The organism is Gammaproteobacteria bacterium (assembly GCA_013003425.1).
GTDB lineage: Bacteria > Pseudomonadota > Gammaproteobacteria > Steroidobacterales > JABDKV01 > JABDJB01.
In genome coordinates this window covers 16671-42496 of record JABDJB010000106.1, presented here as the reverse complement: position 1 = coordinate 42496, position 25826 = coordinate 16671, and the positions used below count along the sequence as shown (strand labels likewise).

The 25826-nt window shown below is 60.4% G+C and carries 32 protein-coding genes; 19 read left to right on the top strand and 13 right to left on the bottom strand.

All coding sequences use genetic code 11. The features are described from left to right. Positions 1-28 precede the first annotated feature (28 nt). Positions 29-826, bottom strand: a complete 798-nt coding sequence (gene rsmI, locus HKN06_14205) for a 16S rRNA (cytidine(1402)-2'-O)-methyltransferase (protein NNF62465.1) — start codon at positions 824-826, stop codon at positions 29-31. A gap of 89 nt (positions 827-915) precedes the next feature. On the opposite strand from rsmI, the gene HKN06_14200 reads away from it, so the two are divergent. The 3 genes from HKN06_14200 to HKN06_14190 are packed head-to-tail and all read left to right on the top strand — an operon-like array spanning position 916 to position 3774. Next, complete coding sequence (locus HKN06_14200; GenBank protein ID NNF62464.1) at positions 916-2826, top strand: penicillin-binding protein activator; 1911 nt, start codon at positions 916-918, stop codon at positions 2824-2826. Next, on the top strand, positions 2787-3191 hold the full coding sequence (locus HKN06_14195; protein NNF62463.1) for a YraN family protein: 405 nt from the start codon (positions 2787-2789) through the stop codon (positions 3189-3191). The genes HKN06_14200 and HKN06_14195 overlap by 40 nt, the downstream gene beginning before the upstream one ends. Further along, positions 3178-3774 (top strand): phosphoheptose isomerase, encoded by a 597-nt coding sequence (locus HKN06_14190; GenBank protein NNF62462.1) that lies wholly within the window; start codon positions 3178-3180, stop codon positions 3772-3774. The genes HKN06_14195 and HKN06_14190 overlap by 14 nt, the downstream gene beginning before the upstream one ends. A gap of 1 nt (position 3775) precedes the next feature. On the opposite strand, the gene HKN06_14185 is transcribed toward HKN06_14190, so the two are convergent. From HKN06_14185 to HKN06_14155, 7 genes are all read right to left on the bottom strand, one after another. Beyond that, complete coding sequence (locus HKN06_14185; GenBank protein ID NNF62461.1) at positions 3776-4189, bottom strand: ClpXP protease specificity-enhancing factor; 414 nt, start codon at positions 4187-4189, stop codon at positions 3776-3778. Then, complete coding sequence (locus HKN06_14180) at positions 4189-4824, bottom strand: stringent starvation protein A (GenBank protein NNF62460.1); 636 nt, start codon at positions 4822-4824, stop codon at positions 4189-4191. The genes HKN06_14185 and HKN06_14180 overlap by 1 nt, the downstream gene beginning before the upstream one ends. Before the next feature lie 47 nt (positions 4825-4871). After that, positions 4872-5615 carry a cytochrome c1 gene (locus HKN06_14175; protein ID NNF62459.1) on the bottom strand — a complete coding sequence of 248 codons (744 nt, stop codon included), beginning with the start codon at positions 5613-5615 and terminating at the stop codon, positions 4872-4874. Then, positions 5608-6873 (bottom strand): cytochrome bc complex cytochrome b subunit, encoded by a 1266-nt coding sequence (locus HKN06_14170; GenBank protein ID NNF62458.1) that lies wholly within the window; start codon positions 6871-6873, stop codon positions 5608-5610. Before HKN06_14170 ends, HKN06_14175 begins: the two co-directional genes overlap by 8 nt. After that, positions 6873-7472 (bottom strand): ubiquinol-cytochrome c reductase iron-sulfur subunit, encoded by a 600-nt coding sequence (petA, locus tag HKN06_14165; protein ID NNF62457.1) that lies wholly within the window; start codon positions 7470-7472, stop codon positions 6873-6875. Before petA ends, HKN06_14170 begins: the two co-directional genes overlap by 1 nt. Positions 7473-7539: 67 nt before the next feature. Next, complete coding sequence (gene murA / locus HKN06_14160) at positions 7540-8799, bottom strand: UDP-N-acetylglucosamine 1-carboxyvinyltransferase (protein NNF62456.1); 1260 nt, start codon at positions 8797-8799, stop codon at positions 7540-7542. Between the two features lies 1 nt (position 8800). Further along, positions 8801-9028 (bottom strand): BolA/IbaG family iron-sulfur metabolism protein, encoded by a 228-nt coding sequence (locus tag HKN06_14155; GenBank protein ID NNF62455.1) that lies wholly within the window; start codon positions 9026-9028, stop codon positions 8801-8803. Between the two features lie 118 nt (positions 9029-9146). Between HKN06_14155 and HKN06_14150 the strand changes: the two genes are divergently transcribed. The 13 genes from HKN06_14150 (at position 9147) to mgtE (ending at position 20343) form a co-directional block, all read left to right on the top strand. Further along, complete coding sequence (locus HKN06_14150; GenBank protein NNF62454.1) at positions 9147-10115, top strand: calcium/sodium antiporter; 969 nt, start codon at positions 9147-9149, stop codon at positions 10113-10115. Between the two features lie 23 nt (positions 10116-10138). Next, positions 10139-11113, top strand: coding sequence for a KpsF/GutQ family sugar-phosphate isomerase (locus HKN06_14145; protein NNF62453.1), 975 nt, complete (start codon positions 10139-10141; stop codon positions 11111-11113). Between the two features lie 10 nt (positions 11114-11123). Beyond that, positions 11124-11633, top strand: coding sequence for an HAD-IIIA family hydrolase (locus HKN06_14140; GenBank protein NNF62452.1), 510 nt, complete (start codon positions 11124-11126; stop codon positions 11631-11633). Further along, a complete protein-coding gene (gene lptC, locus HKN06_14135) occupies positions 11630-12184 on the top strand; it encodes an LPS export ABC transporter periplasmic protein LptC (GenBank protein NNF62451.1) in 555 nt (184 codons plus the stop codon). Before HKN06_14140 ends, lptC begins: the two co-directional genes overlap by 4 nt. Further along, on the top strand, positions 12165-12902 hold the full coding sequence (locus HKN06_14130) for a hypothetical protein (GenBank protein NNF62450.1): 738 nt from the start codon (positions 12165-12167) through the stop codon (positions 12900-12902). Before lptC ends, HKN06_14130 begins: the two co-directional genes overlap by 20 nt. Further along, the gene (gene lptB / locus HKN06_14125; GenBank protein NNF62449.1) at positions 12899-13624 is read left to right on the top strand and encodes an LPS export ABC transporter ATP-binding protein; all 726 of its coding nucleotides are present in this window, start codon (positions 12899-12901) and stop codon (positions 13622-13624) included. Before HKN06_14130 ends, lptB begins: the two co-directional genes overlap by 4 nt. A gap of 49 nt (positions 13625-13673) precedes the next feature. Continuing rightward, a complete protein-coding gene (locus HKN06_14120; GenBank protein ID NNF62448.1) occupies positions 13674-15089 on the top strand; it encodes an RNA polymerase factor sigma-54 in 1416 nt (471 codons plus the stop codon). Between the two features lie 12 nt (positions 15090-15101). Then, on the top strand, positions 15102-15422 hold the full coding sequence (gene raiA / locus HKN06_14115; GenBank protein ID NNF62447.1) for a ribosome-associated translation inhibitor RaiA: 321 nt from the start codon (positions 15102-15104) through the stop codon (positions 15420-15422). Beyond that, entirely contained in the window at positions 15397-15936 is a 540-nt protein-coding gene (locus HKN06_14110) for a PTS transporter subunit EIIA (protein NNF62446.1), read from the top strand. The genes raiA and HKN06_14110 overlap by 26 nt, the downstream gene beginning before the upstream one ends. Further along, positions 15917-16777 (top strand): RNase adapter RapZ, encoded by an 861-nt coding sequence (rapZ, locus tag HKN06_14105; protein NNF62445.1) that lies wholly within the window; start codon positions 15917-15919, stop codon positions 16775-16777. The genes HKN06_14110 and rapZ overlap by 20 nt, the downstream gene beginning before the upstream one ends. A 93-nt stretch (positions 16778-16870) precedes the next feature. Beyond that, a complete protein-coding gene (locus tag HKN06_14100; GenBank protein ID NNF62444.1) occupies positions 16871-17158 on the top strand; it encodes an HPr family phosphocarrier protein in 288 nt (95 codons plus the stop codon). 4 nt (positions 17159-17162) lie between these two features. Then, complete coding sequence (gene ptsP, locus HKN06_14095; GenBank protein ID NNF62443.1) at positions 17163-18890, top strand: phosphoenolpyruvate--protein phosphotransferase; 1728 nt, start codon at positions 17163-17165, stop codon at positions 18888-18890. Positions 18891-18987: 97 nt separating this feature from the next. Continuing rightward, entirely contained in the window at positions 18988-20343 is a 1356-nt protein-coding gene (mgtE, locus tag HKN06_14090) for a magnesium transporter (protein ID NNF62442.1), read from the top strand. Here the strand turns inward: mgtE and HKN06_14085 are convergent. Further along, positions 20305-21534: a patatin-like phospholipase family protein gene (locus HKN06_14085; protein NNF62441.1), complete on the bottom strand. Its 1230-nt coding sequence runs from the start codon at positions 21532-21534 to the stop codon at positions 20305-20307. The two genes, mgtE and HKN06_14085, sit on opposite strands and share 39 nt — an antisense overlap. Positions 21535-21663: 129 nt before the next feature. Here HKN06_14085 and HKN06_14080 point away from each other — a divergent pair, with 129 nt between their 5' ends. The 3 genes from HKN06_14080 to HKN06_14070 are packed head-to-tail and all read left to right on the top strand — an operon-like array spanning position 21664 to position 22997. Beyond that, on the top strand, positions 21664-22209 hold the full coding sequence (locus HKN06_14080; GenBank protein ID NNF62440.1) for a peroxiredoxin: 546 nt from the start codon (positions 21664-21666) through the stop codon (positions 22207-22209). After that, a complete protein-coding gene (locus HKN06_14075) occupies positions 22209-22703 on the top strand; it encodes a transcription elongation factor GreB (GenBank protein NNF62439.1) in 495 nt (164 codons plus the stop codon). The genes HKN06_14080 and HKN06_14075 overlap by 1 nt, the downstream gene beginning before the upstream one ends. Before the next feature lie 33 nt (positions 22704-22736). Beyond that, positions 22737-22997 carry a DUF5062 family protein gene (locus tag HKN06_14070; GenBank protein NNF62438.1) on the top strand — a complete coding sequence of 87 codons (261 nt, stop codon included), beginning with the start codon at positions 22737-22739 and terminating at the stop codon, positions 22995-22997. Between the two features lie 79 nt (positions 22998-23076). Here HKN06_14070 and HKN06_14065 read toward each other — a convergent pair whose 3' ends face one another. The 4 genes from HKN06_14065 to HKN06_14050 all read right to left on the bottom strand — a co-directional run bounded on the left by HKN06_14065 (position 23077) and on the right by HKN06_14050 (position 25824). Beyond that, on the bottom strand, positions 23077-24297 hold the full coding sequence (locus HKN06_14065) for a VWA domain-containing protein (protein ID NNF62437.1): 1221 nt from the start codon (positions 24295-24297) through the stop codon (positions 23077-23079). After that, positions 24287-25138 (bottom strand): MoxR family ATPase, encoded by an 852-nt coding sequence (locus tag HKN06_14060; protein ID NNF62436.1) that lies wholly within the window; start codon positions 25136-25138, stop codon positions 24287-24289. The genes HKN06_14065 and HKN06_14060 overlap by 11 nt, the downstream gene beginning before the upstream one ends. Before the next feature lie 152 nt (positions 25139-25290). Further along, entirely contained in the window at positions 25291-25533 is a 243-nt protein-coding gene (locus tag HKN06_14055; GenBank protein ID NNF62435.1) for a hypothetical protein, read from the bottom strand. 108 nt (positions 25534-25641) lie between these two features. Then, positions 25642-25824: a hypothetical protein gene (locus HKN06_14050; GenBank protein NNF62434.1), complete on the bottom strand. Its 183-nt coding sequence runs from the start codon at positions 25822-25824 to the stop codon at positions 25642-25644. Between the last annotated feature and the right edge of the window lie 2 nt (positions 25825-25826).

The window sequence follows — 25826 nt, the reverse complement described above, 5'->3', positions numbered from 1 at the left end:
TATGACGGCCCTGGCCGACGATTTCAGTTTATGCGTCGTCTGGGGGCTTTTTGTGCTGGAACTCCAGCGCGCGCTGATACAAGGTATTACGCGCCACGCCAGTAGCTTGAGCAGCGACGCTGACAGCGGTTTTCAGCGGCAGCTCAGCAAGCAGTGCCGCGAGCAACCGGTCCGTAGCAGCGGTGTCATCAACAGCTTGCGCACCACCGAGCAACAACACCATTTCGCCCTTTTGCATATCCGCATCGACCCGCACCAGCTGTAACAGCTCGCCAATTGTGCTGCCATACGACGATTCAAATGCTTTTGTCAGCTCGCGCAGCAGCACGGCGGGACGGTCTTCCCCCATGACATCGGCCACGGCCTGCAGCTCCGCCTGAAGTCGCCGTGGCGAAGCGTAAATCACAATAGTGCGTGCTTCGCTCGCCAGTTCTTCCAGCCGCGCCCTCCGGGCGCCGGCCTTGTTGTCCAGAAAACCCTCGAATACGAAGCGGTCGGTCGGCAGGCCCGCAATACTCAATGCCGCAGTGACTGCGCACGGCCCCGGTACTGCCTTCACGGGCACACCGGCTGCACGTGCGCTGCGTACCAGTCGAAACCCCGGGTCGCTGATTAGTGGCGTCCCGGCATCGGAAATCAGTGCGACTGTTTGGCCCTGCAGCAGCCTTGCCACCACGTTCTCGCACTGCTTCCGTTCGTTGTGGTCGTGCAGCGAAAGCATGGGCGTGGCAATACCAAAGTGCTGCAGCAGGCGGCGGCTGTGGCGGGTGTCTTCCGCAGCAATAACGTCAGCGTCGCGCAACACCTCGATTGCCCGCGCGGTCATATCGCCCAGATTGCCGATAGGCGTCGCAACTACATACAGAACGGCGGACTCATTTGACACGCTGCGGCTCACCCCAGAGACTTTCACAAATGACTGCTGAACAAACCATCCTGCCCCGCTCGCGGCGTGCGCTTCAAGCTCTGGTCTGCCTGGCCACTCTGATCATTGCAGCGTGTGAGACGCCCGGCCTGCGGGACGACCCCACAGCCCTGGAAAATCGCGCTCGCCAGCAAACCGAGGCCGGCAACTACCGTTCAGCCGCACAGATTTACGAACGACTTGCCGCGCGGGTCGTACCCGAGCGCCGCGACCAGGTATTGCTCAGTGCCGCCGAAGCCTGGTACCTGGCGGGCGAACGCAATCGCGCCATGCACAACATGCGCTCGGTCCGGCCGCCGCTGCCGCAGGAGCTGAGCCTGGCGCTGCAGGTAATGGCAGCAGCACTGCTGGTGGAGCGTGGTACACCGCAGCAGGCGCTGGCGCGGCTGCGCACACTTCCGGCTGACTCACCGCGGATTATCTCGGCAGACGCGCTGGCGGTTGGTGCACGGGCATGGTTCGCGCTCGAACGCCCGGACCGCGCGATTACCGCCCTGGTTGAACGGGAAGTCTGGCTTAACAGCGAAAGTGAAATCCTGGCAAACCAGCAGATGATCTGGCAGGGCCTGCGCAGCGCGGGGGAGTCGACCATCCCGGCAACTGCCGACCCGGTGCTGGCAGGCTGGCTCGAACTGGGTAACGCTGTCGTCGGTACTGTCGGCGATCCCTTCGCTGAGCGTGCCGCGCTGCTACGCTGGAGCGAGGTCTGGCCGTCGCATCCGGCACAGGGCGCATTGCTGCCGAACCTGCTGGGGCAAACCGATGAATTTCGCATCCCGCAGCGCGTTGCCTTGTTGCTACCGCAAACCGGGACGCTGGAAAGTGCAGGCGCAGCCATACGCGACGGCTTTATCGGCGCCTATTTCGAATATGGCGACTCCGTCGCCGGTGCCGAGATCGTGGTGTATGACACGGCCGCACTGGGCGCCGGCCAGGCCTATCGCCTTGCCGTCGAAGAAGGCGCGGAGTTCATCGTCGGGCCATTGGTGAAGAGCGAAGTTGCAGAAGTGGCACAGCTGGCCGCGGCTGGCCCCCCTACGCTGGCACTGAACTACCTGCCCGACGCCGAGCCGGCCCCACGAAACTTCTACCAGTTTGCACTTGCGCCTGAGCACGAGGCGCGGCGCGTCGCGCAACGCGCTGGCGCTGAAGGCCTGCAACGTGCGGTTGCGCTCCTGCCGGAAGGCGACTGGGGCGAACGGATCCTCGAGGCTTTCAAGGCAGAACTGGAGCAGCTTGGCGGGCAGGTACTGGCGTACGAGTTTTACCAGAGCGAAGCTACTGACTTCTCGTCTGTGATCCAGCCGGTACTGCATCTCGATCGCAGTCACGCGCGACGCCGCGCAATCGCCGCAGAAGTCGGTCAACGGCTGGAATTTGAGCCACGCAGACGCCGTGACGTCGACTTTATTTTTATCGCGGCACAGCCGCAGCAGGCACGACTGATCCGGCCACAGCTGCGATTTCATTACGCAACGAACTTGCCGGTGTACGCGACCGCCGCGGCATTCAGCCCCGATCCGGACCTGAATCGTGATGTAAACGGGCTTATTTTCGCTGCCACACCCTGGGAGATAAAACCTGACTCACGGACGCAGCAGATGCAGACAGCAATTGATCAGCACTGGCCGCGACGGGCACAGCATGGCGCGCTTTATGCCATGGGCTATGACGCATGGCGCCTGGTGCCGTTGCTGTCAGCAAAACGCGACGAGCCACTGAATCTGCGTGGCTTGACCGGAGAACTCACGCTGACCGCAAACGGCCGCATCGAGCGCTTCCCGGTGCTGGCGCAAATTGAGCAGGGGCTGGCGGTCCCGCTGGACCGACTTGCAGTCGAGGAAAGCGAGGACGAGCAGTCATCGGGCAACGTCCCCGACGACAGCAACAGCTCGCTGTGAGGCTTGCAGCGCGGCGCGGCCAGACCGCAGAGCGCGCCGCCCGGTCCTGGCTGGAACAACGCGGTCTGCAGCTGCTGGCACAGAATTTTTCCTGCCGCTACGGTGAACTCGACCTGGTAATGGCGGACGGCGACACGCTGGTGGTGGTAGAAGTACGCTCGCGACAATCGCCCCGTTTTATGACGCCCGAATGCAGTATCGACAGCGCCAAGCAACAACGCATCATCAATGCTGCGGAGGTGTTTCTGCAGCAGCACCCACGCTTTGCGGACAACGCGGTAAGATTCGACGTAGTCGCACTGGTCGGTAACGAAGTGCGCTGGATTCGCGACGCATTTATGGTGGAGTCAGATGGAAGCAACTGAAATTGTCCGGGCCCTGTTTGCCGCCAGCATTGCCACCAAGCAGGACTCGGTGCCGGTGCTGGCTGAACCGGTCGCGGCAGCTGGCGCAGCGATGGTGCGCTGCCTGCTGGCGGACGGCATGATACTCAGCTGCGGCAACGGCGGGTCGGCCGCCGATGCCCAGCACTTTTCATCTGAGCTCCTGAATCGCTTCGATCGTGACCGTGAGGGTCTGCCTGGGATTGCGCTGACCACCGACAGCTCCGCACTGACCTCAATCGGCAATGACTACAGCTACGACGACGTGTTTGCCAAACAGGTCAGGGCGATCGGCCGGCGTGGCGACATGTTGCTGGCGATATCCACATCAGGAAGCTCAGGCAACGTCAATCGTGCCATAGCAGCCGCACACGACCGGGAAATGAACGTGGTAGCCCTGAGCGGGCGCGATGGCGGCGAAATGACGGCCCTGCTCGCACCGGGCGACTTCGAAATTCGCGTGCCGAGCGACACAACGGCCCGTATCCAGGAAGTGCACCTGCTTGTCATTCACTGCCTGTGCGAACTGATAGACCAGACGCTGATCGGGCCGCGGGAAGTCTGAGCTACTTGATCACCTTCAGCGTCGGCCGGCCAGGTCCGGCCGGTGGCTGGTCATCGTCCGGGCCAGGCTCATCGTCCGGCGGGTCACTGGTGAAAATCATGCCTTCGCCAGTCTCTCGCGCATAAATCCCCAGCACGGCTTTGCATGGCAGCCGCACCGAGTGGACCGACCCACTGAAGCGGGTAGCAAAGCTGATCGTCTCGTTGCCCAGGTGCAGCGCCTCGGTGGCGCGGTCGCTGATATTGAGGATGATCTTCCCCTCGGAGACGTGATCGTCCGGCACGGTGACGCCGTCCGCGGTGGCATCGATCACGAGATGCGGCGTGAACTGGTTGTCACAAATCCACTCGTGCATCGCACGTATCAGGTAAGGCCTTCTTGAAGTCGACGTGGCAGCCGCGGGTGGCGACGCCATTACTGAAGCTCGCGCTCCAGCTCCGTCAGGCTGGCCTGAAACGACGGCCGCTCGAATACCCGCTGGCCGTATTTGTCGATGTCTTTCGCCTGTGCGCCGGACAACTCGATGCCATAGTGCGGCAGGCGCCACAGTATCGGCGCGATTGTCGCGTCGACCAGTGAAAACTCGTCACTGAGGAAGTAATTTTTGGCGCCGAAAACCTCAGCGCTCGCCAGGATGCTGTCATGCAGGATCCGGCGCGCTTTTGACGCCCGCTTCGTGCCCTTGTCTGAGGCACCCTCCAGGTCATCAACCAGCCCGTACCAGTCGCGCTCGATACGATAGAGTGCCAGCCTGAACTGGGCCCGGGTAACCGGGTCGACCGGCATCAATGGCGGATGCGGGAAGCGCTCGTCGAGGTACTCCACAACGACACGCGAGTCATAAAGCACCAGATCACGATCAACGAGTGTCGGCACGCTGTTGTACGGATTAAGATCTATCAGGTCTTCAGGCAATGTCGGCCCGTCGATGTCGACAATCTCGACATTGATATTTTTTTCCGCCAGCACGATGCGAACCCGGTGACTGTAAGGACACGTCGGTCGCGAGAACAGCGTCATCACTGACCGCCTATTGGCCACCATTGCCATTGCCTCTCCTAAACAAACTAATTGAACCGGCGTAAAGCCGGCTACGCTCAGCGCACGTCTTTCCAGTATTCCTTTTTCAGCGCCAGAGCCAGAAGGAAGAATACCAGCAGATATGCTATCACCCGAATACCAAGGCTTTGTCGCTTGAGCTGCATGGGCTCGCCCATGTAATCGAGAAAATTGACCAGATCTGTGACAAACAGGTCGAATTCCCCGGGACTCAGGGTGCCGGGCTCAATCAGCCTGAATTCGACGAACTCACGATGCTTGTTGCCCAGCTCGTCGACTGTTTCGGCGAACACCGCTTCCTTGCGGCCCTCCAGCTCCCACAGCACGTTGGGCATACTCAGACCCGGCATATGCAGGTTGTTGACGCCAAAGATCGCATCGTCGTCGACGTAGTACGCTTTGAGATAAGTGTAAAGCCAGTCCACACCGCGACTGCGACCGATCAGCGACAGGTCCGGCGGAGTGCGTCCAAACCAGCGCGCCGCATCACTGGCGGGCATTGCTACTTCCATCGTCTGGTGCGGTTTTTCCGCGGTCCACATCAGGAATTCAGTCAGGTCTGACTCGTCAATTCCCAGGTCCTTCGCCACACGGCTGTAACGCACAAATTTGGCCGAGTGACAGCCAAGGCAGTAATTGACGAAATTACGCGCGCCGCGCTGCAGCGAAGCGATGTTACCCACATCATTGGACGAATGAAGCTGGAAGCCACTGCTTCCGCCAGCCGCCTGTGCCAGCGGTGACAGCAGCACCAACAGCAGAAACACCGGCAGCTTATTCATGATGGTAAGTCACCCTTTCAGGCGGCGGCCTGGTCTTGTCCCAGCGGGAATAAAACGGCATGGCCAGGAAGAATGCGAAATACAAGACGGTGAATATGCGCGCCAGCAATACATATGTCGGGCTGGCTTCCTGCAGCCCCAGATAACCCAGCGCCACAAAACTCACAGCGAAAATCGTCAGTGCAGCCTTGAAGATCCAGCCTTTGTAACGAATCGAGCGAACCGGGCTGCGATCGAGCCACGGCAACAGGAACAGCACGACGATTGCCGCACCCATGAGGATCACCCCGCCGATCTTGCTGGGGATGGCGCGCAGAATCGCGTAAAACGGCGTGAAATACCAAACCGGCGCAATGTGCTCGGGTGTCTTCAGCGGGTCAGCCGGCTCGAAATTGGCATGCTCGAGGAACAGACCGAAAAATTCCGGCGCGAAAAACACCACGGCGCAAAACAGCAGCGCGAAAACCGCCACACCGACCAGGTCTTTGACAGTGTAGTACGGATGAAACCGAATGCCGTCGAGCGGCACACCGGCCTCGTCTTTCTGTTTCTTGATCTCGATTCCGTCAGGGTTGTTTGAACCAACCTCATGGAGCGCAAGGATGTGCATCACCACCAGTCCCAGCAATACCAGCGGGACGGCAATTACATGGAATGAGAAAAACCGGTTCAGGGTGATGTCAGAAATATAGTAGTCACCGCGAATCCACTCTGACAGGCCGTCACCGATCACCGGAATGGCGCCAAACAGCGACACGATAACCTGCGCCCCCCAGTACGACATCTGGCCCCACGGCAGCAGGTAGCCCATGAATGCCTCGGCCATCAGCGCGAGGTAAATGAACATACCCAGAATCCAGATCAGTTCGCGCGGCTTGCGATAGGACCCGTACATCATGCCGCGAAACATGTGCAGGTACACCACGATGAAAAAGAACGAGGCACCGGCGGCATGCATGTAACGGATAAGCCAGCCCCACGGGACATCACGCATGATGTACTCGACCGACGCGAAGGCCTCGTCTGCCGATGGCTTGTAGTTCATCGTCAGGAAAATGCCGGTAACTATCTGCATTACCAGCACCAGCAGTGCGAGCGAGCCGAAGTAGTACCAGAAGTTGAAGTTTTTCGGCGCGTAGTACTCGCCCATGTGGTCGCGCCACATTTGCTGGATCGGAAAGCGCGCGCTTATCCAGTCCCCGACGGTACGGACGCCCTGCCCCAGCCGATCGAGCGCTCCGGCCTGACCGTTTGCCATCAGCCTATTCCCCTGTCGTCACCAATGAGCAGCGTGGTGTCGCTCAGGAAGCGATGCGGCGGCACCACCAGGTTCAGGGGTGCTGGCACCCCCGCATAAACCCGTCCGGCAATATCAAATTTCGATCCGTGGCAGGGGCAGAAAAAACCACCCACCCAGTCCGGCCCGAGATCAGCAGGCGCAACATCCGGGCGATACTCGGGCGCACAGCCGAGGTGCGTGCAGACGCCAATCATCACAAAAACTTCCGGTCGCACCGAGCGATGCGGATTGCGTGCGTAGTCGGGTTGCTGCTGTTGCTCCGATTCCGGATCGCGCACTACGCTGTCGAGGTCCGGCAGTGTCGCCAGCACTTCCTCGCTGCGATTCAGAATGTAAACCGGCTTGCCACGCCACTCGACCTTGATCAGCGCGCCCGGTTCGAGCTTGCTGATATCGACTTCCACGGGAGCGCCGAGCGCCTGCGCCCGGGCACTGGGCCGAAACGACGAAACAAACGGTATTGCGGCACCGATCACTCCGACCCCGCCGGCAACGCCGGTTGCGAGGGTCAGGAAGTGACGTCTGCCTTGGTCTAGATCATCCGAGCTTGCTGACATTCAGGGGTGTCCGTTCTGGTTATTTACTGGCAGTGCCAAAACGCCCGGGATTATACACATAGTAGCTTCAGCCCGGCACCCGCCTGATGCCTGCACCGAGCTGGCCCAGCTTTTCCTCGATGCACTCATAGCCACGATCGATATGGTACACACGGTCGACCAGGGTCTCACCGTCAGCCGCCAGGCCAGCGAGCACCAGCGCTGCTGAGGCGCGCAGGTCAGTCGCCATGACGGGGGCGGCGGCCAGCCGCTCGACGCCTTCACTGACGGCGGTATTGCCCTCCAGGCGGATGCGGGCGCCCATGCGCTGCATTTCCAGCACATGCTGGAAGCGATTCTCGAAGACCGTCTCGGTAATGACACCGGCGCCTGCAGCAATGGCATTGAGGGCAGTGAACTGGGCCTGCATGTCGGTGGGAAAAGCCGGGTAAGGGGCAGTACGCACGTTGACGGCGCGCGGGCGCTCGCCGGACATATCCAGCTCGATCCAGTCGGCACCCGTCTCGATAGCGGCGCCGGCCTCCGCAAATTTCAGCAGCACCGCATCCAGATGCTCCGGACTGGCCCGCTTGACGCGCACCCGCCCACCGGTCACCGCACCTGCCGCCAGATACGTGCCGGCCTCGATACGATCAGGCATCACGCTATAGCTGCCACCGGCCAGCCGCTCGACCCCTTCGATTTCCAGCCGTGAGGAGCCGGCCCCGGAAATCCTGGCGCCCAGCGTGTTGAGAAAGTTGGCAAGATCCACTACTTCCGGTTCACGTGCTGCGTTTTCGATAACCGTCAGGCCGTCGGCCAGCGTTGCTGCCATCAGGAGGTTTTCGGTGCCGGTGACTGTAACCTTGTCCAGGTAGATATGCGCACCGTGCAGGCGGCTGGCCTGCGCGCGGATATAGCCGCCGGACAGATCGATTTCCGCGCCCATCGCGCGCAGTCCCTGCACATGCAGGTTTACCGGACGGGCGCCGATGGCACAGCCTCCCGGTAACGACACTTCGGCCGAGCCATGACGGGCAACCAGCGGCCCGAGCACAAGTATCGAGGCACGCATGGTTCTGACCAGGTCATAGGGCGCGCAAAAGCTGTTTATCGTCGATGGGTCCACCTCCAGTTTCATGGACTCGTCTACCGTCACCGTCACGCCCATCCGACCGAGTAACTCGATGGTGGTGGTGATGTCACGCAGGTGCGGCACATTGCTGACAAATACGGGCTCGTCGGCCAGCAGCGTTGCGGCCAGGATCGGCAGCGCCGCATTCTTCGCCCCGGACACGACGACGGTGCCATCGAGCCGGCGCCCCCCGGTGATCAGCAGTTTGTCCAACTCAGGCCTCGTCCGGCGTCAGGGTTCGCAGGGACAGGGCGTGAATTTCGTTGCCCATCTTGTTGCCGAGCGCGTCATAGACCAGGCGATGACGAGCCAGCCGGGGCTGATCGAGGAAGCTCTCGCTGACGACCAGTGCCTCGAAGTGCCGGCCGTCAGCGCTTTGCACCGTTACCCGGGCGTCGGGAATTGCAGTCTCGATCAGTGTGGCGATTTCCTGGGGGTTCATCGGGCAGTCCGCAGCTGTTTGAATGCCTGATAATAAAGGAGAATTGTCTTCCCGGCGAAATACCTGTGCTATCGTAAGTTGCTTCGCTGCGGGTAACGTGGCGAAAGCCTCCCCGAAAATGCTGATCTATCTAGCCTCAATACTGTCCGGATTTGTGCTCCTGGTGTGGGGCGCCGATCGCTTTGTGATTGGCGCGGCCGCTACGGCACATAACCTTGGTGTTTCGAGCCTGCTGATCGGGCTGACCGTGGTTGGCTTTGGCACCTCAGCCCCCGAGATTCTCGTATCGATCAATGCAGCGATGGCCGACAACCCGCACCTGGCCGTCGGTAATGCGCTCGGCTCCAATATCGCCAACATCGCTCTTATCCTTGGCATCACGGCACTGGTACGACCACTGCGGGTGCGATCGCTGACATTGCGCCGCGAAATGCCGGTGCTGCTCGCGGTTACCTTGCTTACCTTGCTGCCGTTTCTGGACCTCAATCTCAGTCGCGCCGAGGGCTTCGCCCTGCTGAGTGGGCTCGGCCTGATGATGTACTGGCTGGTCCGCGTCGAACTGGAGTCAACGCCCGGTGACCCGATGGTGGCGGAAGTCGAAGCCGAAATACGCTCCGACCTGAGCATGCGCCAGGCTTTGGGCATGCTGCTGCTCGGCCTGGTCGTGCTGCTGGCAGCCTCGCGTCTGCTGGTATGGGCGGCAACAAACGTTGCCACCGAGCTTGGTGTTAGTGACCTGGTGATCGGCCTGACTATCGTTGCAATCGGCACTTCGCTGCCTGAACTGGCCGCATCGATCACGGCTGCCGTGAAGGACGAGCATGATCTGGCGATCGGCAACGTCATCGGCTCCAACATGTACAACCTGCTCGCGGTGCTGGGCTTTGCCGCGGCCATTGCCCCGACCGACCTCGAGCGTGCCGTGCTGACGCGCGATTTTCTGGTGCTCATCGGGCTGACGATCGCGCTGTTCGCGATGGCATACAATGTTGGCGGCGACGAGGGCAACATCAAGCGTTCCGAGGGCGCTGCCCTGCTGCTTGCGTATACCGGTTACATGGGTTTCTTGCTGGTGGATCAACTATGAATCATGCGGCTGGCAGGCAGGCATTGCCTGGTGCAGCAAAACTCATCGAGCTGGCACGGCGGGTTCTGGCGGTGGAAGCCGAGGCGGTCAATGCCCTGCAACAGCGTATCGGCGAGGAGTTCATCGAAGCCTGCCGACTCTGTCTTGCCTGCCGCGGACGCATCGTAGTAACCGGTATCGGCAAATCGGGCCATATCGCCGGCAAAATAGCCGCCACGCTCGCCAGCACCGGCAGCCCGGCGTTCTTTATGCACCCCGGTGAAGCCAGCCATGGAGACATGGGCATGATCACCGGTGAAGATGTCGTCATCGCGGTGTCCAATTCCGGTGAAACCTCGGAACTGGTGATACTGCTGCCAATGCTGCGTCGGCTGGAAGCGCCATTGATCACCCTGACAGGCAAAGCAGACTCGACGCTGGCGACAGCGGCTACGGTCAACCTGGATGTCAGCGTTGCCGAGGAAGCCTGCCCGCTGAACCTGGCACCGACTGCGAGCACTACCGCGACGCTGGCGGCCGGTGATGCGCTGGCGCTGGCGCTGCTTGAGGCGCGTGGCTTTACCGCCGAGGATTTCGCCCGCTCGCATCCCGGTGGCCGCCTCGGCCGACGCCTGCTGGTCCGGGTCGAAGACATCATGCACAGTGGCGACGCGGTTCCGCGCGTAACAACAGACACGTTGATGAAGGATGCCCTGCTGGAAATGACGGCCAAGGGCCTTGGCATGACGGCGGTAGTCGATAAAGACGGCCGCGTTGCCGGTGTTTTTACCGACGGCGACCTGCGGCGTACGCTGGACGGGCACATCGACATCCATAACACTCCGATTTCGCAGCTGATGACGACCAGCTGCAAAACCGTTACGCAGGGCATCCTCGCCTCCGAGGCCGTAACGGAAATCGAAACCAACAAGATTACCGGGCTGCTGGTAGTGGATGAGAACGACAGGCTGGTCGGGGCGCTCAACATCCACGACCTGTTCCGCGCCGGAGTGATGTGAGACACCGCCATTGACTGAACCCGACCAAGCCACAAAGCAGCGGGCCAGCGCCATTCGCCTGGTTGCAATCGATGTTGACGGCGTGCTGACCGACGGCCGGCTGTACTACTGCGAAGACGGCGAACATCTCAAGGTATTTCACGTGCATGACGGCCTCGGGCTGCGCCGTCTGATGAGTGCCGGAATAAAACCGGTGATCATCTCGGCGCGCAAGTCAAAGGCTGTCAAACGGCGCATGAAAGAACTTGGTGTGGCGGATGTTTATATGCATTGTGCCGACAAGGGCGAACGGATCGAAGCGGTAATGCGCGAAGCCGGCGTGACCGCCGAGCAGGTGGCGGCAATAGGCGACGACCTCGCCGACCTGCCAATGCTGCAGCGTGCCGGGCTGGCCGTTACCGTGGCCAACGGCCATCCGCGGCTCAAGGAAATTGCGCACTGGGTCACCAGCCTCGGCGGTGGCGAGGGAGCCGTGCGTGAACTGTGCGACCTGATACTCGCCGCCCAGAATTACCAATGAACTGGCGCAATTTTGCGATTGCAGTCGCGCTGCTGGCCGCGACCGTCACGACATGGATCGTTGTGCAGCAGCGCCAGCCAACACAACCACAGCGTGAGGCCGCACCGCCGGGTGGTTACTACCTGCGCGATGCCGTAGTCGAGGGCATGAGCCCGGCCGGAGAGCGTCTGTACACGCTGCGTGCTGTACAGATAACCCAGCAGCCAGCCAGCGGTGCAGTTTCGATGCAGACGGTAGACCTGGAATACAGCAGCGGCGGCCCGCAGCCCTGGCACCTGCAGGCTGACGCCGGCTCCATCAACGAAGCCGGCGACCTGATCGAGCTGTTTGGCAACGTACGCATCGAGGAAATGCTGTTTGTCGGACCACAGACGACGGTGGTGACGACCCCCGAACTGGACGTCGATGTGCGCGCACATTTGGCAACATCCGAGCAGGACGTGCGGATCGAGCGTGGTAACTACGTGATTACAGCGGTTGGCCTGCGGGCAGATTTGAAGGACCAGAAACTGAAGTTACAATCTGAGGTACATGGCCGTTTTCTCCCCTGACTGGCGCGCACTGACTGCAGCGCTGCTTCTGCTCAACGCTCAGACTGCGGCCCAGGAAATCCCGATTCTGCTCGACGCGGCTACCACGGACTTCGATCGTGGCAACCAGCGGCTGATTTTTGAGGAAGTTTCCATCCGCCGCGGCAACCTCGGTATTGCCGCCGACAATGCCAACACCTCGCAACTGGATTTTGCCAACAGCACCTGGGTGTTCAGCGGCGATGTGAAAATATTTGGCCAGGGCGCCGAAGTCACGGCCGAACGGGCCGAGATGAAATTTGCCGATCATCGATTGCAGCGCGCTACTATCACCGGAACACCGGCGGTGCTGAGTCTCGACAATGAAGCCACCGTGCGCGTTGATGCATCCGAAGCTGTCGTCACCTTTGCCGACGATGACCTCAGTAGCGTAACGCTTAGCGGCACGCCGGCCCGTTTCGAACACAGCATCGTCAACCCGGCTACCACCATTACCCGCGGCAGCGCAGGCCGGCTGATCTACAACCTCGACGCCGCTACGATTACGCTGGCAAACGACGCCTGGGTATCGCAGGGCGAGAACGAAATCCGCGGCGAGGAAATTACCTACGACATTGTCGCCCAGCGCATTGTTGCCGGTGGCGAAGACCAGGGCGACAGAGTGCGGATAACAATTACCCCGCCGGCCGATGCCTCGCTGCCCGAGGCCGAGGTCGAAGCCATTGAAATCGACAAATGACCACGCTGCGCGCTGACGGCATCAGCAAGAGTTTCCGCTCGCGCCAGGTTGTCGATGACATGTCGCTGCAGGTGAGCAGCGGCGAGGTCATCGGGCTCCTGGGCCCGAACGGCGCCGGCAAGACCACGGCTTTTTATATGATCGTCGGCCTGATCCCGTGCGATGCCGGCCGTATTGTGCTCGACGGTCGTGATGTCACGCGGCTGCCGATGCACCGTCGGGCGCGGCTGGGGGTCGGCTACCTGCCGCAGGAAGCATCGGTGTTCCGCAAGCTCAGCGTGGCCGACAACATCCTGGCCATCCTGGAAACGCGCGACGACCTCGATGGCGCTGCCCGCGAAAGGATGCTTGAGGAGCTGCTGGAGGACCTGCACATCGGTCACATCCGCAACAGCGCGGGGATGAGCCTGTCAGGCGGTGAGCGGCGCCGTGCCGAGATTGCCCGGGCCCTGGCCGCTGAGCCGTCGTTCGTTCTTCTCGATGAGCCCTTCGCCGGGGTCGACCCTATTTCGGTGCTGGATATCCAGCGAATCATCGCCCAGCTCACGGATCGGGGCATCGGGGTGCTGATTACCGACCACAATGTGCGCGAGACACTTGGCATTTGCGAGCGGGCGTATATCCTGAGTGAAGGAAAGGTCATTCTGGAAGGTCGACCCGAAGATGTATTGGCCAACAAACGGGTACGTGAAGTCTACCTCGGTGAGGATTTTCAACTATAAATCAACAGCTTCCAACGACTCAACGGATGAGCCGGCAACTTAAGGAATTATGTTAAAACCATCACTGCAACTGCGCATCGGTCAGAGTCTGACCATGACGCCCCAGCTGCAGCAGGCCATTCGCCTGCTCCAGCTGCCCGTGATGGACCTGCAGGCCACCATCCAGGAGGCGCTGGAGAGCAACGTCATGCTGGAGAACGTCGAGGAATTCGTCGACGTCACGCCAAAGGAAAAGAACGAGGCCGAGCAGAAAAAGGCCAGCGAAGAGCCGGTCATCGATGACGCCTGGCGCGAACCACGCATCACGGCCTCGGCGGACCGCGAGTACAAATCCGCCCAGCCACCCATCAGCCAGGACATCGAAGATACATCCGGTCAGACGCTGCAGGAGTACCTGGAATGGCAGGCCGACCTGGAAGACTTCTCGCCGCGTGAGCGGGTGATTGCCAGCGCGATCATCGATGCCATCAACGAAGAAGGCTACGTTACCGATGACTTCGCCACGATTTCAGCGACTCTGGGTGACGAGTTTGAAGTGCCGGAAGAGGAAATCGAAGCGGTGCTCATGCGCATCCAGCGTTTCGACCCGGCCGGCGTCGGCTCGCGCACGCTGTGCGAGTGCCTGAAGCTGCAGCTGCACCAGCTCGATGAGGACACGACCGGCCTGCTGATTGCCTACGGCATTACCGAGGATAACGAGCTGTTACAGCTTATCGCCGATAACCAGGTTTCAGCTTTGCGCCGCCGTCTTAACGCCAGCGATGAAGAGGTCGCCGAGGCCGTCGCGCTGGTACGCAGTCTGCATCCCAAGCCGGGCAATGCCATTGCCCCGCGCACAACAGACTATGTAGTTCCGGATGTGTTTGTGCGCAAGATCGACGGCCGGTGGGTGGTCGAGGTCAACAGCAGCCTGCTGCCGGATTTGCGCATCAACAAGAACTACGCCGGTGCTATCCGTAACGACGGCGACCACAGCGTCCTGCGTACCCAGCTGCAGGAGGCGCGCTGGCTGGTCCGCAGCCTTGAAATACGCAACGAGACGCTGCTAAAGGTTGCTCGCTGTATAGTCGCGCGCCAGGGAGATTTCCTCGATCGTGGCGAGGAAGCAATGACCCCGATGGTCCTGCGTGATGTCGCCGAAGAAATTGAAATGCACGAGTCCACCGTCTCGCGCGTTACCACCAACAAATACATGCACACCCCCAGAGGGGTCATAGAACTGCGTTATTTCTTTTCCAGCCACGTTGGCACCGTGGATGGTCAGGAGCGGTCATCGACCGCAATCCGGGCAATGATCAAAAAGATTATTGCGAATGAAAACCCGGAAAAACCATTGAGCGATAACAAGATTGCGCAAATGCTGCTCGAGAAAGGGGTAACGGTTGCACGGCGAACCATCGCCAAATACCGTGAAGCACTCAACATACCTTCTTCGAGTCTGCGCAAGAGACGCACTGTCAAATAAAAGGAGGCATTTATGCACCCAACGATCACAGGTCATCACGTCGACGTAACTCCCGCACTGCGTGACCGTGTCGCCACCAAGATGGAGCGGCTGAAACGCCACTTTGACCACGTCAACGATATCCACGTTACGTTGTCGGTCGAAAAGCAGCGCCATCAGGCCGAAGCCACGGTAAATGTAAGCGGCGCCAAGCTGCACGCAAGCTCCGTCGAATCAGATATGTATGCTGCGATCGACAGCCTTACCGACAAACTCGACCGCCAGATCAGAAAACACAAAGAGAAGATGACAGACCACCATGCGCGTGATGCGGACAAAAGCAAGTTCGCCTGAGCCCGAGGCCCGGGAAGATGCTGCCGTCAGTCTGGACGGCATCCTCGACCCTGACCGGGTTTTGTGCGACGTACATGCCAGCAGCAAGAAACATGCGCTGGACATGCTCAGTGAAGTGCTGGCCAGCGGCGAGCAGCCACTGCAAAAGCTGGAGGTGTTCAACTGCCTGGTAAGCCGCGAACGACTTGGCAGCACCGCAATCGGCTCGGCAGTGGCGATCCCGCATGCGCGTATCGATCAGGTTTCCGACCTGCGAGCCGCCTTCGTGCGCTTCGACAAACCCGTTGCATTCGATGCAGCCGATGGCCAGCCGGTCCGCTTCCTGTTCGGGCTGCTGGTACCGCCCGGTGACGAGCAAATGCACCTGCGCATGCTGTCGACAATCGCCCGCATGCTTTCTCGTGACCTGTTTCGCGACTCGCTGCTCGAGGCACCCGATGCCGATGCGTTGTACGAGATACTGGTAAATTTCGACCCCAGCGATACCGGAGACGATGCGCCTGATCATAGTTAGCGGGCTATCAGGCTCCGGCAAATCCGTCGCGCTCCATATGCTGGAGGACCTCGGGTACTACTGTATCGACAACATCCCCATTGCCCTGCTCAAATCCTTTGTCGATGCCACGGTAAAAACTGAACTCGACACCTACCAGCGCACCGCGGTAGGCGTTGACGCACGCAACCGCCCGGCTAACCTGGATCAGCTGCCCGAGCTGATCAACCAGCTCAAGAATGACGGCATCCAGTGCGAGGTGCTGTTTCTCCATTCCGACCCGGCAACACTGATGCGCCGTTATCGCGAAACCCGGCGGCGTCATCCGCTGAGCCGGACCGGTATGGGGCTGCAGCAGGCTATCGATGAGGAAACCCGGCTGCTCGAGCCGGTGGCGACCGAAGCAGACCTGGTTATCGACACCAGCAACACCAGTATTCACGAATTACGTGAGCTGATTCGTGAACGGGTCGCGGCACGACGCGAGTCGCAGATGTCATTGCAGTTCCAGTCATTTGGTTACAAGAACGGGCTGCCCGCTGATGCCGATATTGTGTTTGACGTGCGCTGCCTGCCGAACCCTTACTGGGTCGCCGCGTTGCGCGACCTGACCGGCCGTGACCAGCCGGTTGCCGAGTGGCTGGCCGGCCAGTCCGAGGTAACCGACATGCTTGAATCGATCAGCACGTACCTGCGTCGCTGGATACCCGAGTTTCTGCGCAGCAACCGCAGCTATCTGACCGTTGCCGTCGGCTGCACCGGCGGCCAGCACCGCTCGGTTTACCTCGCCGAGCGCCTGGCCGAGGAGTTTCGCAATGCCAGCGGCCAGGTCCAGGTCCGACACAGTAGCTTAAGTGACTGATTCATAGATTTTATTCCACGTTATGCAAATTGTTGCATTGCGTTAAGCGGCGGCCGCACGGTAAGGTCATAAGCTGTGTCCGGGGAGGCAGCCTTGCTCGAATTCGACGTCACGGTTCGGAACCAACGAGGATTGCACGCCCGGCCGGCTGCCCGGGTCGTTGCTATGACCAGCGAATTCGACAGCAATGTGCGGCTGATCTACGAGGATCGCAATGTCGACGGCAAGAGCATCCTTGGCCTGCTGGTGCTCGCAGCACCTCAGGGGGCGCGATTGCGGGTTCAACTGGACGGTCCGGACGAGCAACGGGCTGAACGCCGCCTGCAGGCGCTGTTCGATTCCCTGAACAAGGCGGGCATCCAGCACCAGACTGCCGAGTAAGCCGATGTCGCTGATGCTTAGCGGCACCGGGGTTTCGCGCGGCATTGCTATTGGCAAAGTTCGCCTGCTGCACGAAATCCAGCCACGCGCCGTGGCCAGTCACATCCCGCCCGGAACCGAAAAGCAGGAAGTCGAGCGGGTCACTGCTGCCATGCATGCCGCCATAGCCGAATTGCGCCAACTGCAGGCGCGGCTGCGTGACAAGGTGCCGGCACAGATCATGACCTTTCTCGACAGCCACCTGCTGATGCTGGAAGACGAGACCTTGTCCCAGCCGGTAATCCAGCTGATCGAGGAAAAGAAATACACCTCGGAATGGGCGCTGGCACGGCATCGCGACCGCCTGGTTGCAATGTTCGAAAAAATCGACGACGCCTACCTGCGCCAGCGCGCCGAAGATGTCGAAAACGTAATTTCGAAAGTGCTGCGCAAGCTGGATGATACGCCGGCAGCGGAAAAAGAATCCGGGCGCGGCTACATTGTCGTCACCAGCAACCTGGCCGCCGCCGACGTGCTCGAACATCAGCACGATGGAATGCGGGGCTTGATATGCAGTCATGGCGGCACGATGAGTCACGCCGCCATCGTGGCACGCAGCCTGCGCATACCCGCCGTTACTGCCGTACATCCGGCACTCGATCTGCTGCATGAAGCCGACGAGGTAATCGTCGATGGCTCGTCCGGCATGGTGGTGGCGGCACCGGACAAGCGCTCGCTACAGCACTATCGCAAGATGCGCCGGTCCGAAAACCAGCGTCAGCGCGACCTGAAGGCGCTGGCCGCGAAGCCGGCACGCACCCGAGACCGGATAACCATCAACCTGCAGGCCAATGTGGATTCACCGGCCGACGCAGGCATGGCGCGGCGACTCGGGGCCGAAGGCATCGGCCTGTACCGGTCCGATTCCCTGTTTGCCAATCGTGATGACCTGCCCGATGAGCGTGAGCAACTGGCCATGTACCGCCGCATTGTCCGCGCCATGCAGGGCCGCCCGGTCACGCTGCGTACACTGGACGCCCCGCCGGCTGCGTTTACGGCTGACCAGCCGCATCATGCCGGCGAAGCCGAGCCGGCGCTGGGTTTGCGCGGCATCCGGCTGAGCCTCGCCCATCCGGAACTGTTCGAGCCACAGGTACGTGCCATGCTGCGCGCGTCGTCTGCCGGCCCGGTGCGCATCCTGCTGCCGATGGTCAGCAACGTAACGGAAGTACAGCTGGCACTCACTATCATCGAGCGCATCCGCCTCGAGCTGCTGCACAAGAAACGCACCATTGCCGCGGATATCCCGATCGGCATACTGATCGAGGTGCCCGGGGCAGCCCTGGCTGCCCGACAGCTCGCCGGGCATGCGGATTTTTTTGCTATCGGCAGCAATGACCTGACCCAGTACACGCTGGCCGCGGCGCGCGAAGACGATGACGTTCAGCACCTGTACGACCCGCTACACCCGGCGGTCCTCCGCCTTATCAGCGAAGTCATTACTGTCGGCGAGAAAGCAGGCAAGCCCGTGGTCCTGTGTGGCGAGCTCGGCTCCGATCCGCGCGTGTGCCGCCTGTTGCTGGGGCTGGGGTTGCGTCACTTCAGCGTGCAGCCGGCTACGCTGCTGGAGGTCAAGGATTCGATCAGACGCTCTGACGTCGGCAGCATAAAGACTCGTGCCCGCCGCATGCTGAGCAGTGACAGCCGCGCCCGCACCGAGCGGATGCTGAACCGCCTGATCGAAGACGACTGATCAGCACCGCCACGTAATGCCGCAATTGCGGCGGTAATGTCCTGCCCTGTCTATTTCCGCTACACTGCGCGGCGACCGGCGAGCACGAGCGGACACGATGAGCACCGAAGCCGAAAAGCCTGCAACTCATCTGCAGAAGATCCGTGCGGCCATGGACGCCGGCAGGATGCGTCCTGCCCGTCGCATGATGCTGTCGCTGGCGCCAGCCGAAATCGCCAACCTGCTCGAATCGCTGCCGCCGCGTGAACGCGACTACGTGTGGGAACTGGTCGATCCGGACGACGAAGGCGAAGTGCTGGTCGAAGTTAACGACGAGGTACGCGCCGGCCTGATTGGCAGCATGGAAGCCGACGAGCTGGTTGCCGCAACGGGCGGGCTGGAGGTCGATGACCTTGCCGACCTGATCGCCGATTTACCGGAAACCGTCAACAATCGGGTCCTGCGCTCGATGGAGAGACTGGATCGCGAGCGGCTGGAATCGGTGCTGGCGTTCCACGAAGACAGCGCCGGCGGCCTGATGAACACCGACACCATCACCGTCCGGCCCGACGTTACGGCGGATGTGGTGTTGCGCTACCTGCGCATGCACGGCGACATTCCGGAACGCACCGACATGCTGTTCGTGGTCAACCGCTACGGCAAATACCTCGGCACGGTGTTCCTGACGCGGCTGCTCACCCACGATGAAGAAAGCACTGTAGGCGAAATCATGGATACCGGGCTGGAAGGCATAAACGCCAATACGCCAGCCAATGAAGTGGCCAGTATTTTCGAAACTCTGGACCTTTATTCTGCTCCGGTCGTAGACGATGAGGGCCGCCTGCTGGGCCGCATAACGGTTGATGACGTCGTCGACGTGATTCGCGAGGAAGCCGAGCACTCGCTGATGAGCATGGCCGGCCTCGACGAAGAAGACGACATGTTCGCGCCGGTAATCGCCAGCGCTCGACGGCGCACCATCTGGCTGGGTGTGAACCTCGCTACCGCGTTTATTGCGGCTTATGTGGTGGGGATGTTCGAGGCAACCATCCAAGAAGTGGTGGCTCTGGCCGTGCTAATGCCAGTTGTAGCCAGCATGGGTGGCATCGCCGGCAGCCAGACGCTGACGCTGATGATCCGTGGTCTGGCCCTGGGTCACGTGGAACGCTCCAACGCACGCTGGCTGATGTTCAAGGAAACCGCGGTCGGGCTGCTTAACGGGCTGATCTGGTCGTCGGTTGTTGCCGTCGTGTCCCTGTTCTGGTTCAACTCCTGGCGCCTTGGTGGCGTGATTGCGGCAGCCCTGGTCATAAATCTGCTGATCGCTGCGATTTCGGGCGTGACCATTCCGCTGCTGCTCAAGCGAATGAATATCGACCCGGCGCTGGCCGGCTCAGTCGTATTGACGACCGTCACCGACGTGGTCGGCTTCATGTCATTCCTCGGTCTTGGCGCGCTCTTTTTGACCGGATAACGCCGACAGCAAATGCTCTGGCGCCTCCAGTGCATGAACAGGATCGCCTGTCAGGAACGGTTCCAGCTTGCGCCGCCGCTTGATGCAATCGCTGTAGCCAAGCTGGATCAGTTCGCGGCAAAAGCCCTGCTGGAACAGCAGGTAACTCATCAGCTGCCGGCCACCGGCATTGAGCGCACCAATACCGCGTAACAGCATCCGTACCGAGCGCGGGAATTCACGTGCGTGTTTCTCGGCGATCGAACGGATATCGACGCTGGGCACGATGATATGGGTGTCGATGCGTTTCAATGGCGCCCACGGTGTTTTTCTCAACGTGCCTGCCGGGACCTGGCCAACCACCTGGTTGATACGCGTCAGCCGCTCCAGGTCGGCGTACAGGCCATCAAGAAAAATCGTATCCAGCATGTAGCCGGCGATATGGCCGAAACTCGGCATCTGCAGCCCTTCGCCTGCAGGACTGCGCGTATGTTCATCGCGTGCGCCAATAACCAGCAGACGATCCGCTCCCAGGTGGACTGCAGAGCTCAACGGTGCTGCCTCGCGGATGGCGCCATCGCCATAGTGCTCTTCGCCGATGTGCTCGGGCGGAAAAATAAACGGCATAGCCGTAGACGCCATCAGGTGCCCGGGACCGAGCTGCTCGCGCCGGCCCTCTCGTCGCGGCCGTAACCACGGTCGCAGCCGCTGCGCACCCTGGAAAAAAGTTACCGCCCGTGCCGATGAATAACCCGAAGCGGTCACGCCGACCGCATCGAGTGCGCCGGTCGCTATACCTTCGGCAATGCGGTCAAAGCGTATATGACCCGAGAGCAACTCACGCAACGGCTCGTTATCGAGCAGCGAATCAGGGTTACCGGTACGCAGGCCGCCAAATACGAAAGCGCTCAGCCAGTGCAGACTTGTACGCAGGACCGTGCTCCAGTCGCTGCGAAACACCTGGTCGGTGGTGAAGTTGGCCCAGACGTTGTGCATGCGGCGCACACCGAGCTGGAAATGCACCGCATGACTGGCCAGCACGACAGCATTGATAGCACCGGCCGAGGTGCCGGTAATGACGCGAAACGGGCTGGGGGCGCCATGCGGCAGCATCTCGCCGATCGCCTTGAGCACGCCGACCTGGTAGGCCGCACGGGCGCCTCCGCCCGGCAGAACCAGTCCGATTACAGGTTTGCGGTCTTTCTCATCCATCGCCAAAACCAATTTACGATCAATGATTTATCACGTCGCTCCGCAGCCCTGCAAGGAACTGTTACCGATAATTGCAGTCACAGCGCCGGGTAGGGACAATTACCGGTATCCCATACACCGAGGTGATCCATGCGTCTGTTTTTCTCCGCAATCGCGCTATGTCTTTTTTCCGTTCCGGCGCTGGCCGGCCCGCCCGCGGTCGGCGAGATGGCTCCGTCGTTCGAGCTGCTCGATCAGAAAGGCAAGACGCACGCTGTCGATGACTATCGCGGCAAATGGGTGGTGATGTATTTCTACCCGAAAGACGACACGCCCGGCTGCACCACAGAAGCCTGCGCTTTTCGCGATGACATTTTCAAGTTTCGCAAGATGGGCGTGTCGATACTCGGTGTCAGTGTCGATGACGTGAAATCCCACGCAGAATTCGCTGAGAAATACAGCCTGCCATTTCCGCTGCTGGCCGATACCGACATGACGACAACCAGGGCCTATGGCGTGTTGAGAAACTACGGTCTGCTTAAATTGTCGAGCCGGCAGACTTTCGTTATCGATCCCGACGGCCGCATTGCAAAACACTATGCAAAGGTTGATCCGGATACGCACTCGTCGCAGCTGCAGGCGGACATCGCGGCGCTTGTTGCTGGCGCAGCCAAAGAGGAACAGACGGCGCTGTAATGGGACGCTGGCGCCCGCCACCGCCGAAATCGTCGCCCTATATAACCGAACCCGGCTATACGACGATGCAGCAGGAGGTACGTGAGTTATGGCTGAAACGGCGCGCGGTCGTCGACGCGTTGTCCGCAGCCGCTGCCGAGGGCGATCGCTCCGAAAATGCCGAATATATATACCGCAAGAAACAGCTGGGCGGCATCGACCGGCGTATCCGCTACCTGCAGAAACGCATGCCCTCGCTGAAAGTGATCACTGAATTTGCAGAGGACGACACCGTGCGCTTCGGCGCCTGGATCCGGGTCGGGCGCGACGACGGAACGAGCAACCAGTACCGCATCGTCGGTCCCGATGAGATCGATCACGACCAGGCCTATATCAGCGTGGACTCACCGGTCGCCCGCGCCCTGCTCGGTAAAGCCGTCGACGATGAAGTAACTATCGTGATCGATGGTGCCGAGCACAGCCTGATCGTGCTGGAAGTCCACTATCACAACTGAACCCCAACCTGGTTCCGGTCTGGAATTGAAAGTATGAAAAAACTCAAAAACGAGAATGCATTGGTTAAAGAGGCCATGCGCGTCGTGATGCAGGACGCCGTGCGGCGCCAGATTGTCGAGTTCGAACCGACCGACTCAGCCAGCGAGAAGCTGCAATACGTCTACCGCTTGCTGGTGCACGACAAGAAGATCATTCCCCTGCCCAACGACCAGCTCTCACTGCCGGCGATACGACACCGGCTGGCAACCTGGATCCGACACGAACTGCCGGATGATCACCCGCTGAAAAAATAAGAAAATAAGGGGTCAGACCGAGATTATTTGTGACAATTCTTGCGCGAAGACCCTGCTGCGACAAGACCAACTGCAATTGTCACAAATAATCTCGGTCTGACCCCAATATCATTGGTGGCGCGGTGCGCTTCAGTTCACGAATTCCGGCATCGAGTCCTTCAAGCGTCAGCGGGTACATGCGGTCCTGCAGCAGTTCACGGGTAATACGAACCGACGGGATGTGACGCCAGGCGCCGGCCGGCTCGGGATTGAGCCAGATAGCGTGAGGAAAATGCTGCAGCAACCGCTGCATCCACACCACACCGGATTCTTCATTCCAGTGCTCGATGCTGCCACCAGCCACGGTAATCTCGTACGGGCTCATCATGGCATCGCCGACAAAAACAACGCGATACTCCTTGTTGAACCTGCGCATGACCTCGAAAGTCGGAGTGCGTTCTGCATGACGGCGATAGTTGTCTTTCCACAGGTTTTCATAAACGAAATTGTGAAAGTAAAAATACTCCATGTGCTTGAACTCGCTGCGCGCGGCTGAGAACAGCTCTTCGCAGACGCGCACATGCGGGTCCATGGAACCGCCAACATCGAGAAACAGCAGCAGCTTCATCGCATTGTGCCGCTCGGGCACCATGCGGATATCAAGCCAGCCGGCGTTGCGGGCTGTTGCGGTAATGGTGTCGTCAAGGTCAAGCTCCTCGGCGGCACCTTCGCGGGCGAAACGGCGCAACCGGCGTAGCGCCAGCTTGATATTACGGGTGCCCAGCTCGATGCTGTCATCGAGATTGCGGTACATCCGCTTGTCCCACACCTTTACGGCACTACGCTGGCCGGCGCCCTCCTGGCCGATACGCACGCCTTCCGGGTTGTAACCATAGGCGCCGAATGGCGAGGTGCCGGCGGTGCCGATCCACTTGTTGCCGCCCTGGTGCCGGCCTTCCTGCTCTGCAAGTCGTTCGGCCAGCGTTTTCATCAGCTGTTCCCAGCCACCGAGCGACTCGATGCGCTGTTTTTCCTCTTCGCTCAGCAGCAGTTCGGCCTGTTTGCGCAGCCAATCCAGCGGCACCTCACCGGTAACGGCGGCAAATTTCGCCTCGGCACCTTTGAAATGCGCAGCAAAGACCTGGTCGAAGCGGTCGTAATGACGCTCATCTTTTACCAGGCAGGCGCGCGCCAGGTAATAGAAGTCATCAATAGTGGCAGCGGCGACACGCTTGTCGAGCGCGCCGAGCAGCGCCAGGAACTCGGTAATCGAGACCGGCAGCCCGGCTTTTTTCAGCAGGAAGAAAAATTCAACGAGCATTCTGCTTGTCGAGAAATACAAGCCGCTCAAACAGGTGTACGTCCTGTTCATTCTTCAGCAGCGCACCGTGCATGATTGGAATCGCCTTGCGCGCATCCTCGCCGCGTAACACTTCGGCCGGTATGTCCTCGGCCAGCAGCAGCTTGATCCAGTCCAGCAATTCCGATGTCGACGGGCGTTTCTTCAGGCCCGGTACGTCGCGCACGGTGAAAAATGTTTCCAGCGCTTCGTGCAGCAGGTCTTTTTTCAGATCCGGGAAATGCACATCGATGATTTTCGCCATAGTGTCGCGATCGGGAAAAGCGATGTAGTGAAAGAAGCACCGCCGCAGGAAGGCGTCCGGCAGCTCTTTCTCGTTATTGCTGGTGATAATAACCACGGGACGGTGTCGCGCTTTGACCAGCTTACGTGTTTCGTAGACGTAGAACTCCATGCGATCGAGTTCCTGCAGCAGGTCATTGGGGAACTCGATGTCGGCCTTGTCGATTTCGTCGATCAGCAACACCGGCTGTTCGTCGCTGGCAAACGCTTCCCACAGCTTGCCGCGCACGATGTAGTTGGCAATGTCCTTCACCTTGTCATCACCGAGCTGCGAGTCGCGCAATCGGGCGACGGCGTCGTATTCGTACAGCCCCTGGCGTGCCTTTGTGGTGGACTTGATATGCCACTCGAGCAGCGGCATGCCCAGCGAGCGGGCAATTTCCTGTGCCAGCTGGGTTTTGCCGGTGCCCGGCTCGCCTTTCACCAGCAGCGGCCGCTGCAGGGTGACGGCGGCGTTTACCGCCATGCTCAAATCGTCGTCAGCGACGTAGGTGTCGGTACCGGAGAATCTCTTGCTCATCCGGTCATTGTACCTGCCCGTGCTGCAGCGCGGAAAACCCTGTTATTCGGAACTTACCGCCAGCCGGGCCAATCGTTTCCTGCGGATGCCGGGACGCCTCTGCAACTACAAGACACTAATCGCCCGGGGCGCCAACCCGGATACTGCCTGAACTACTGCCCGGGGGAGGGGGAGCGCGCACCGTCGCGGTCCTCTTTTCCGCGCCGCTTTTCCTCTTTCGCCGCTTTTTCTTTGTCGGTTTCCACCGCCATATCCACCACCGCGCCACCGACGGCGACCGGCACCTTGATGGCGGTCTTCACGGCACCCACTGCAACGGCTGCGCAGCCTTGCAGCGTTGCCAGCACCGCAACCAGCGTCAGTAGCCAGCCGATTCTCAAGCAGGTCGTCGTCATGTTGTTCCCTCGGTGTTGCGCTCCTGGTCTGCCGGACTCTGCCCGGAGCCAGATGTCAGGCTGCCAGCGTACCGCAGCCGGCGCTGCATCCCAATCCCCACCGACTTGCTATCTGAGCTCGCGAAATAACAGGATCGCAACGACTACCGGCACAACGACACCGAACGCGCTGACCCACATCGGGACGACCCAGTCGTCGATGGTTACCCGCAGCTGCCACACCAGCCGGGCTGCGTGCGCCAGGCTGACCAGGACGAACAACGCAATAGCCAGAAAGGTTCCGGTTCGCAATG

Excerpts from the sequence above, each read along its gene's own strand:
- ptsP (NNF62443.1), top strand. The coding sequence starts at position 17,163 with ATGTCGCTGATGCTTAGCGGCACCGGGGTTTCGCGCGGCATTGCTATT.
- mgtE (NNF62442.1), top strand. The coding sequence starts at position 18,988 with ATGAGCACCGAAGCCGAAAAGCCTGCAACTCATCTGCAGAAGATCCGT.
- rsmI (NNF62465.1), bottom strand. The coding sequence starts at position 826 with ATGACCGCGCGGGCAATCGAGGTGTTGCGCGACGCTGACGTTATTGCT.
- lptC (NNF62451.1), top strand. The coding sequence starts at position 11,630 with ATGAACTGGCGCAATTTTGCGATTGCAGTCGCGCTGCTGGCCGCGACC.
- HKN06_14070 (NNF62438.1), top strand. The coding sequence starts at position 22,737 with ATGAAAAAACTCAAAAACGAGAATGCATTGGTTAAAGAGGCCATGCGC.
- HKN06_14185 (NNF62461.1), bottom strand. The coding sequence starts at position 4,189 with ATGGCGTCGCCACCCGCGGCTGCCACGTCGACTTCAAGAAGGCCTTAC.
- HKN06_14200 (NNF62464.1), top strand. The coding sequence starts at position 916 with ATGACTGCTGAACAAACCATCCTGCCCCGCTCGCGGCGTGCGCTTCAA.
- HKN06_14085 (NNF62441.1), bottom strand. The coding sequence starts at position 21,534 with ATGGATGAGAAAGACCGCAAACCTGTAATCGGACTGGTTCTGCCGGGC.
- HKN06_14155 (NNF62455.1), bottom strand. The coding sequence starts at position 9,028 with ATGAACCCCCAGGAAATCGCCACACTGATCGAGACTGCAATTCCCGAC.
- lptB (NNF62449.1), top strand. The coding sequence starts at position 12,899 with ATGACCACGCTGCGCGCTGACGGCATCAGCAAGAGTTTCCGCTCGCGC.
- HKN06_14120 (NNF62448.1), top strand. The coding sequence starts at position 13,674 with ATGTTAAAACCATCACTGCAACTGCGCATCGGTCAGAGTCTGACCATG.
- raiA (NNF62447.1), top strand. The coding sequence starts at position 15,102 with ATGCACCCAACGATCACAGGTCATCACGTCGACGTAACTCCCGCACTG.
- HKN06_14170 (NNF62458.1), bottom strand. The coding sequence starts at position 6,873 with ATGGCAAACGGTCAGGCCGGAGCGCTCGATCGGCTGGGGCAGGGCGTC.
- HKN06_14055 (NNF62435.1), bottom strand. The coding sequence starts at position 25,533 with ATGACGACGACCTGCTTGAGAATCGGCTGGCTACTGACGCTGGTTGCG.
- HKN06_14180 (NNF62460.1), bottom strand. The coding sequence starts at position 4,824 with ATGGCAATGGTGGCCAATAGGCGGTCAGTGATGACGCTGTTCTCGCGA.
- HKN06_14190 (NNF62462.1), top strand. The coding sequence starts at position 3,178 with ATGGAAGCAACTGAAATTGTCCGGGCCCTGTTTGCCGCCAGCATTGCC.
- HKN06_14110 (NNF62446.1), top strand. The coding sequence starts at position 15,397 with ATGCGGACAAAAGCAAGTTCGCCTGAGCCCGAGGCCCGGGAAGATGCT.
- HKN06_14080 (NNF62440.1), top strand. The coding sequence starts at position 21,664 with ATGCGTCTGTTTTTCTCCGCAATCGCGCTATGTCTTTTTTCCGTTCCG.
- petA (NNF62457.1), bottom strand. The coding sequence starts at position 7,472 with ATGTCAGCAAGCTCGGATGATCTAGACCAAGGCAGACGTCACTTCCTG.
- HKN06_14075 (NNF62439.1), top strand. The coding sequence starts at position 22,209 with ATGGGACGCTGGCGCCCGCCACCGCCGAAATCGTCGCCCTATATAACC.
- HKN06_14130 (NNF62450.1), top strand. The coding sequence starts at position 12,165 with ATGGCCGTTTTCTCCCCTGACTGGCGCGCACTGACTGCAGCGCTGCTT.
- rapZ (NNF62445.1), top strand. The coding sequence starts at position 15,917 with ATGCGCCTGATCATAGTTAGCGGGCTATCAGGCTCCGGCAAATCCGTC.
- HKN06_14175 (NNF62459.1), bottom strand. The coding sequence starts at position 5,615 with ATGAATAAGCTGCCGGTGTTTCTGCTGTTGGTGCTGCTGTCACCGCTG.
- HKN06_14150 (NNF62454.1), top strand. The coding sequence starts at position 9,147 with ATGCTGATCTATCTAGCCTCAATACTGTCCGGATTTGTGCTCCTGGTG.
- HKN06_14060 (NNF62436.1), bottom strand. The coding sequence starts at position 25,138 with ATGAGCAAGAGATTCTCCGGTACCGACACCTACGTCGCTGACGACGAT.
- HKN06_14065 (NNF62437.1), bottom strand. The coding sequence starts at position 24,297 with ATGCTCGTTGAATTTTTCTTCCTGCTGAAAAAAGCCGGGCTGCCGGTC.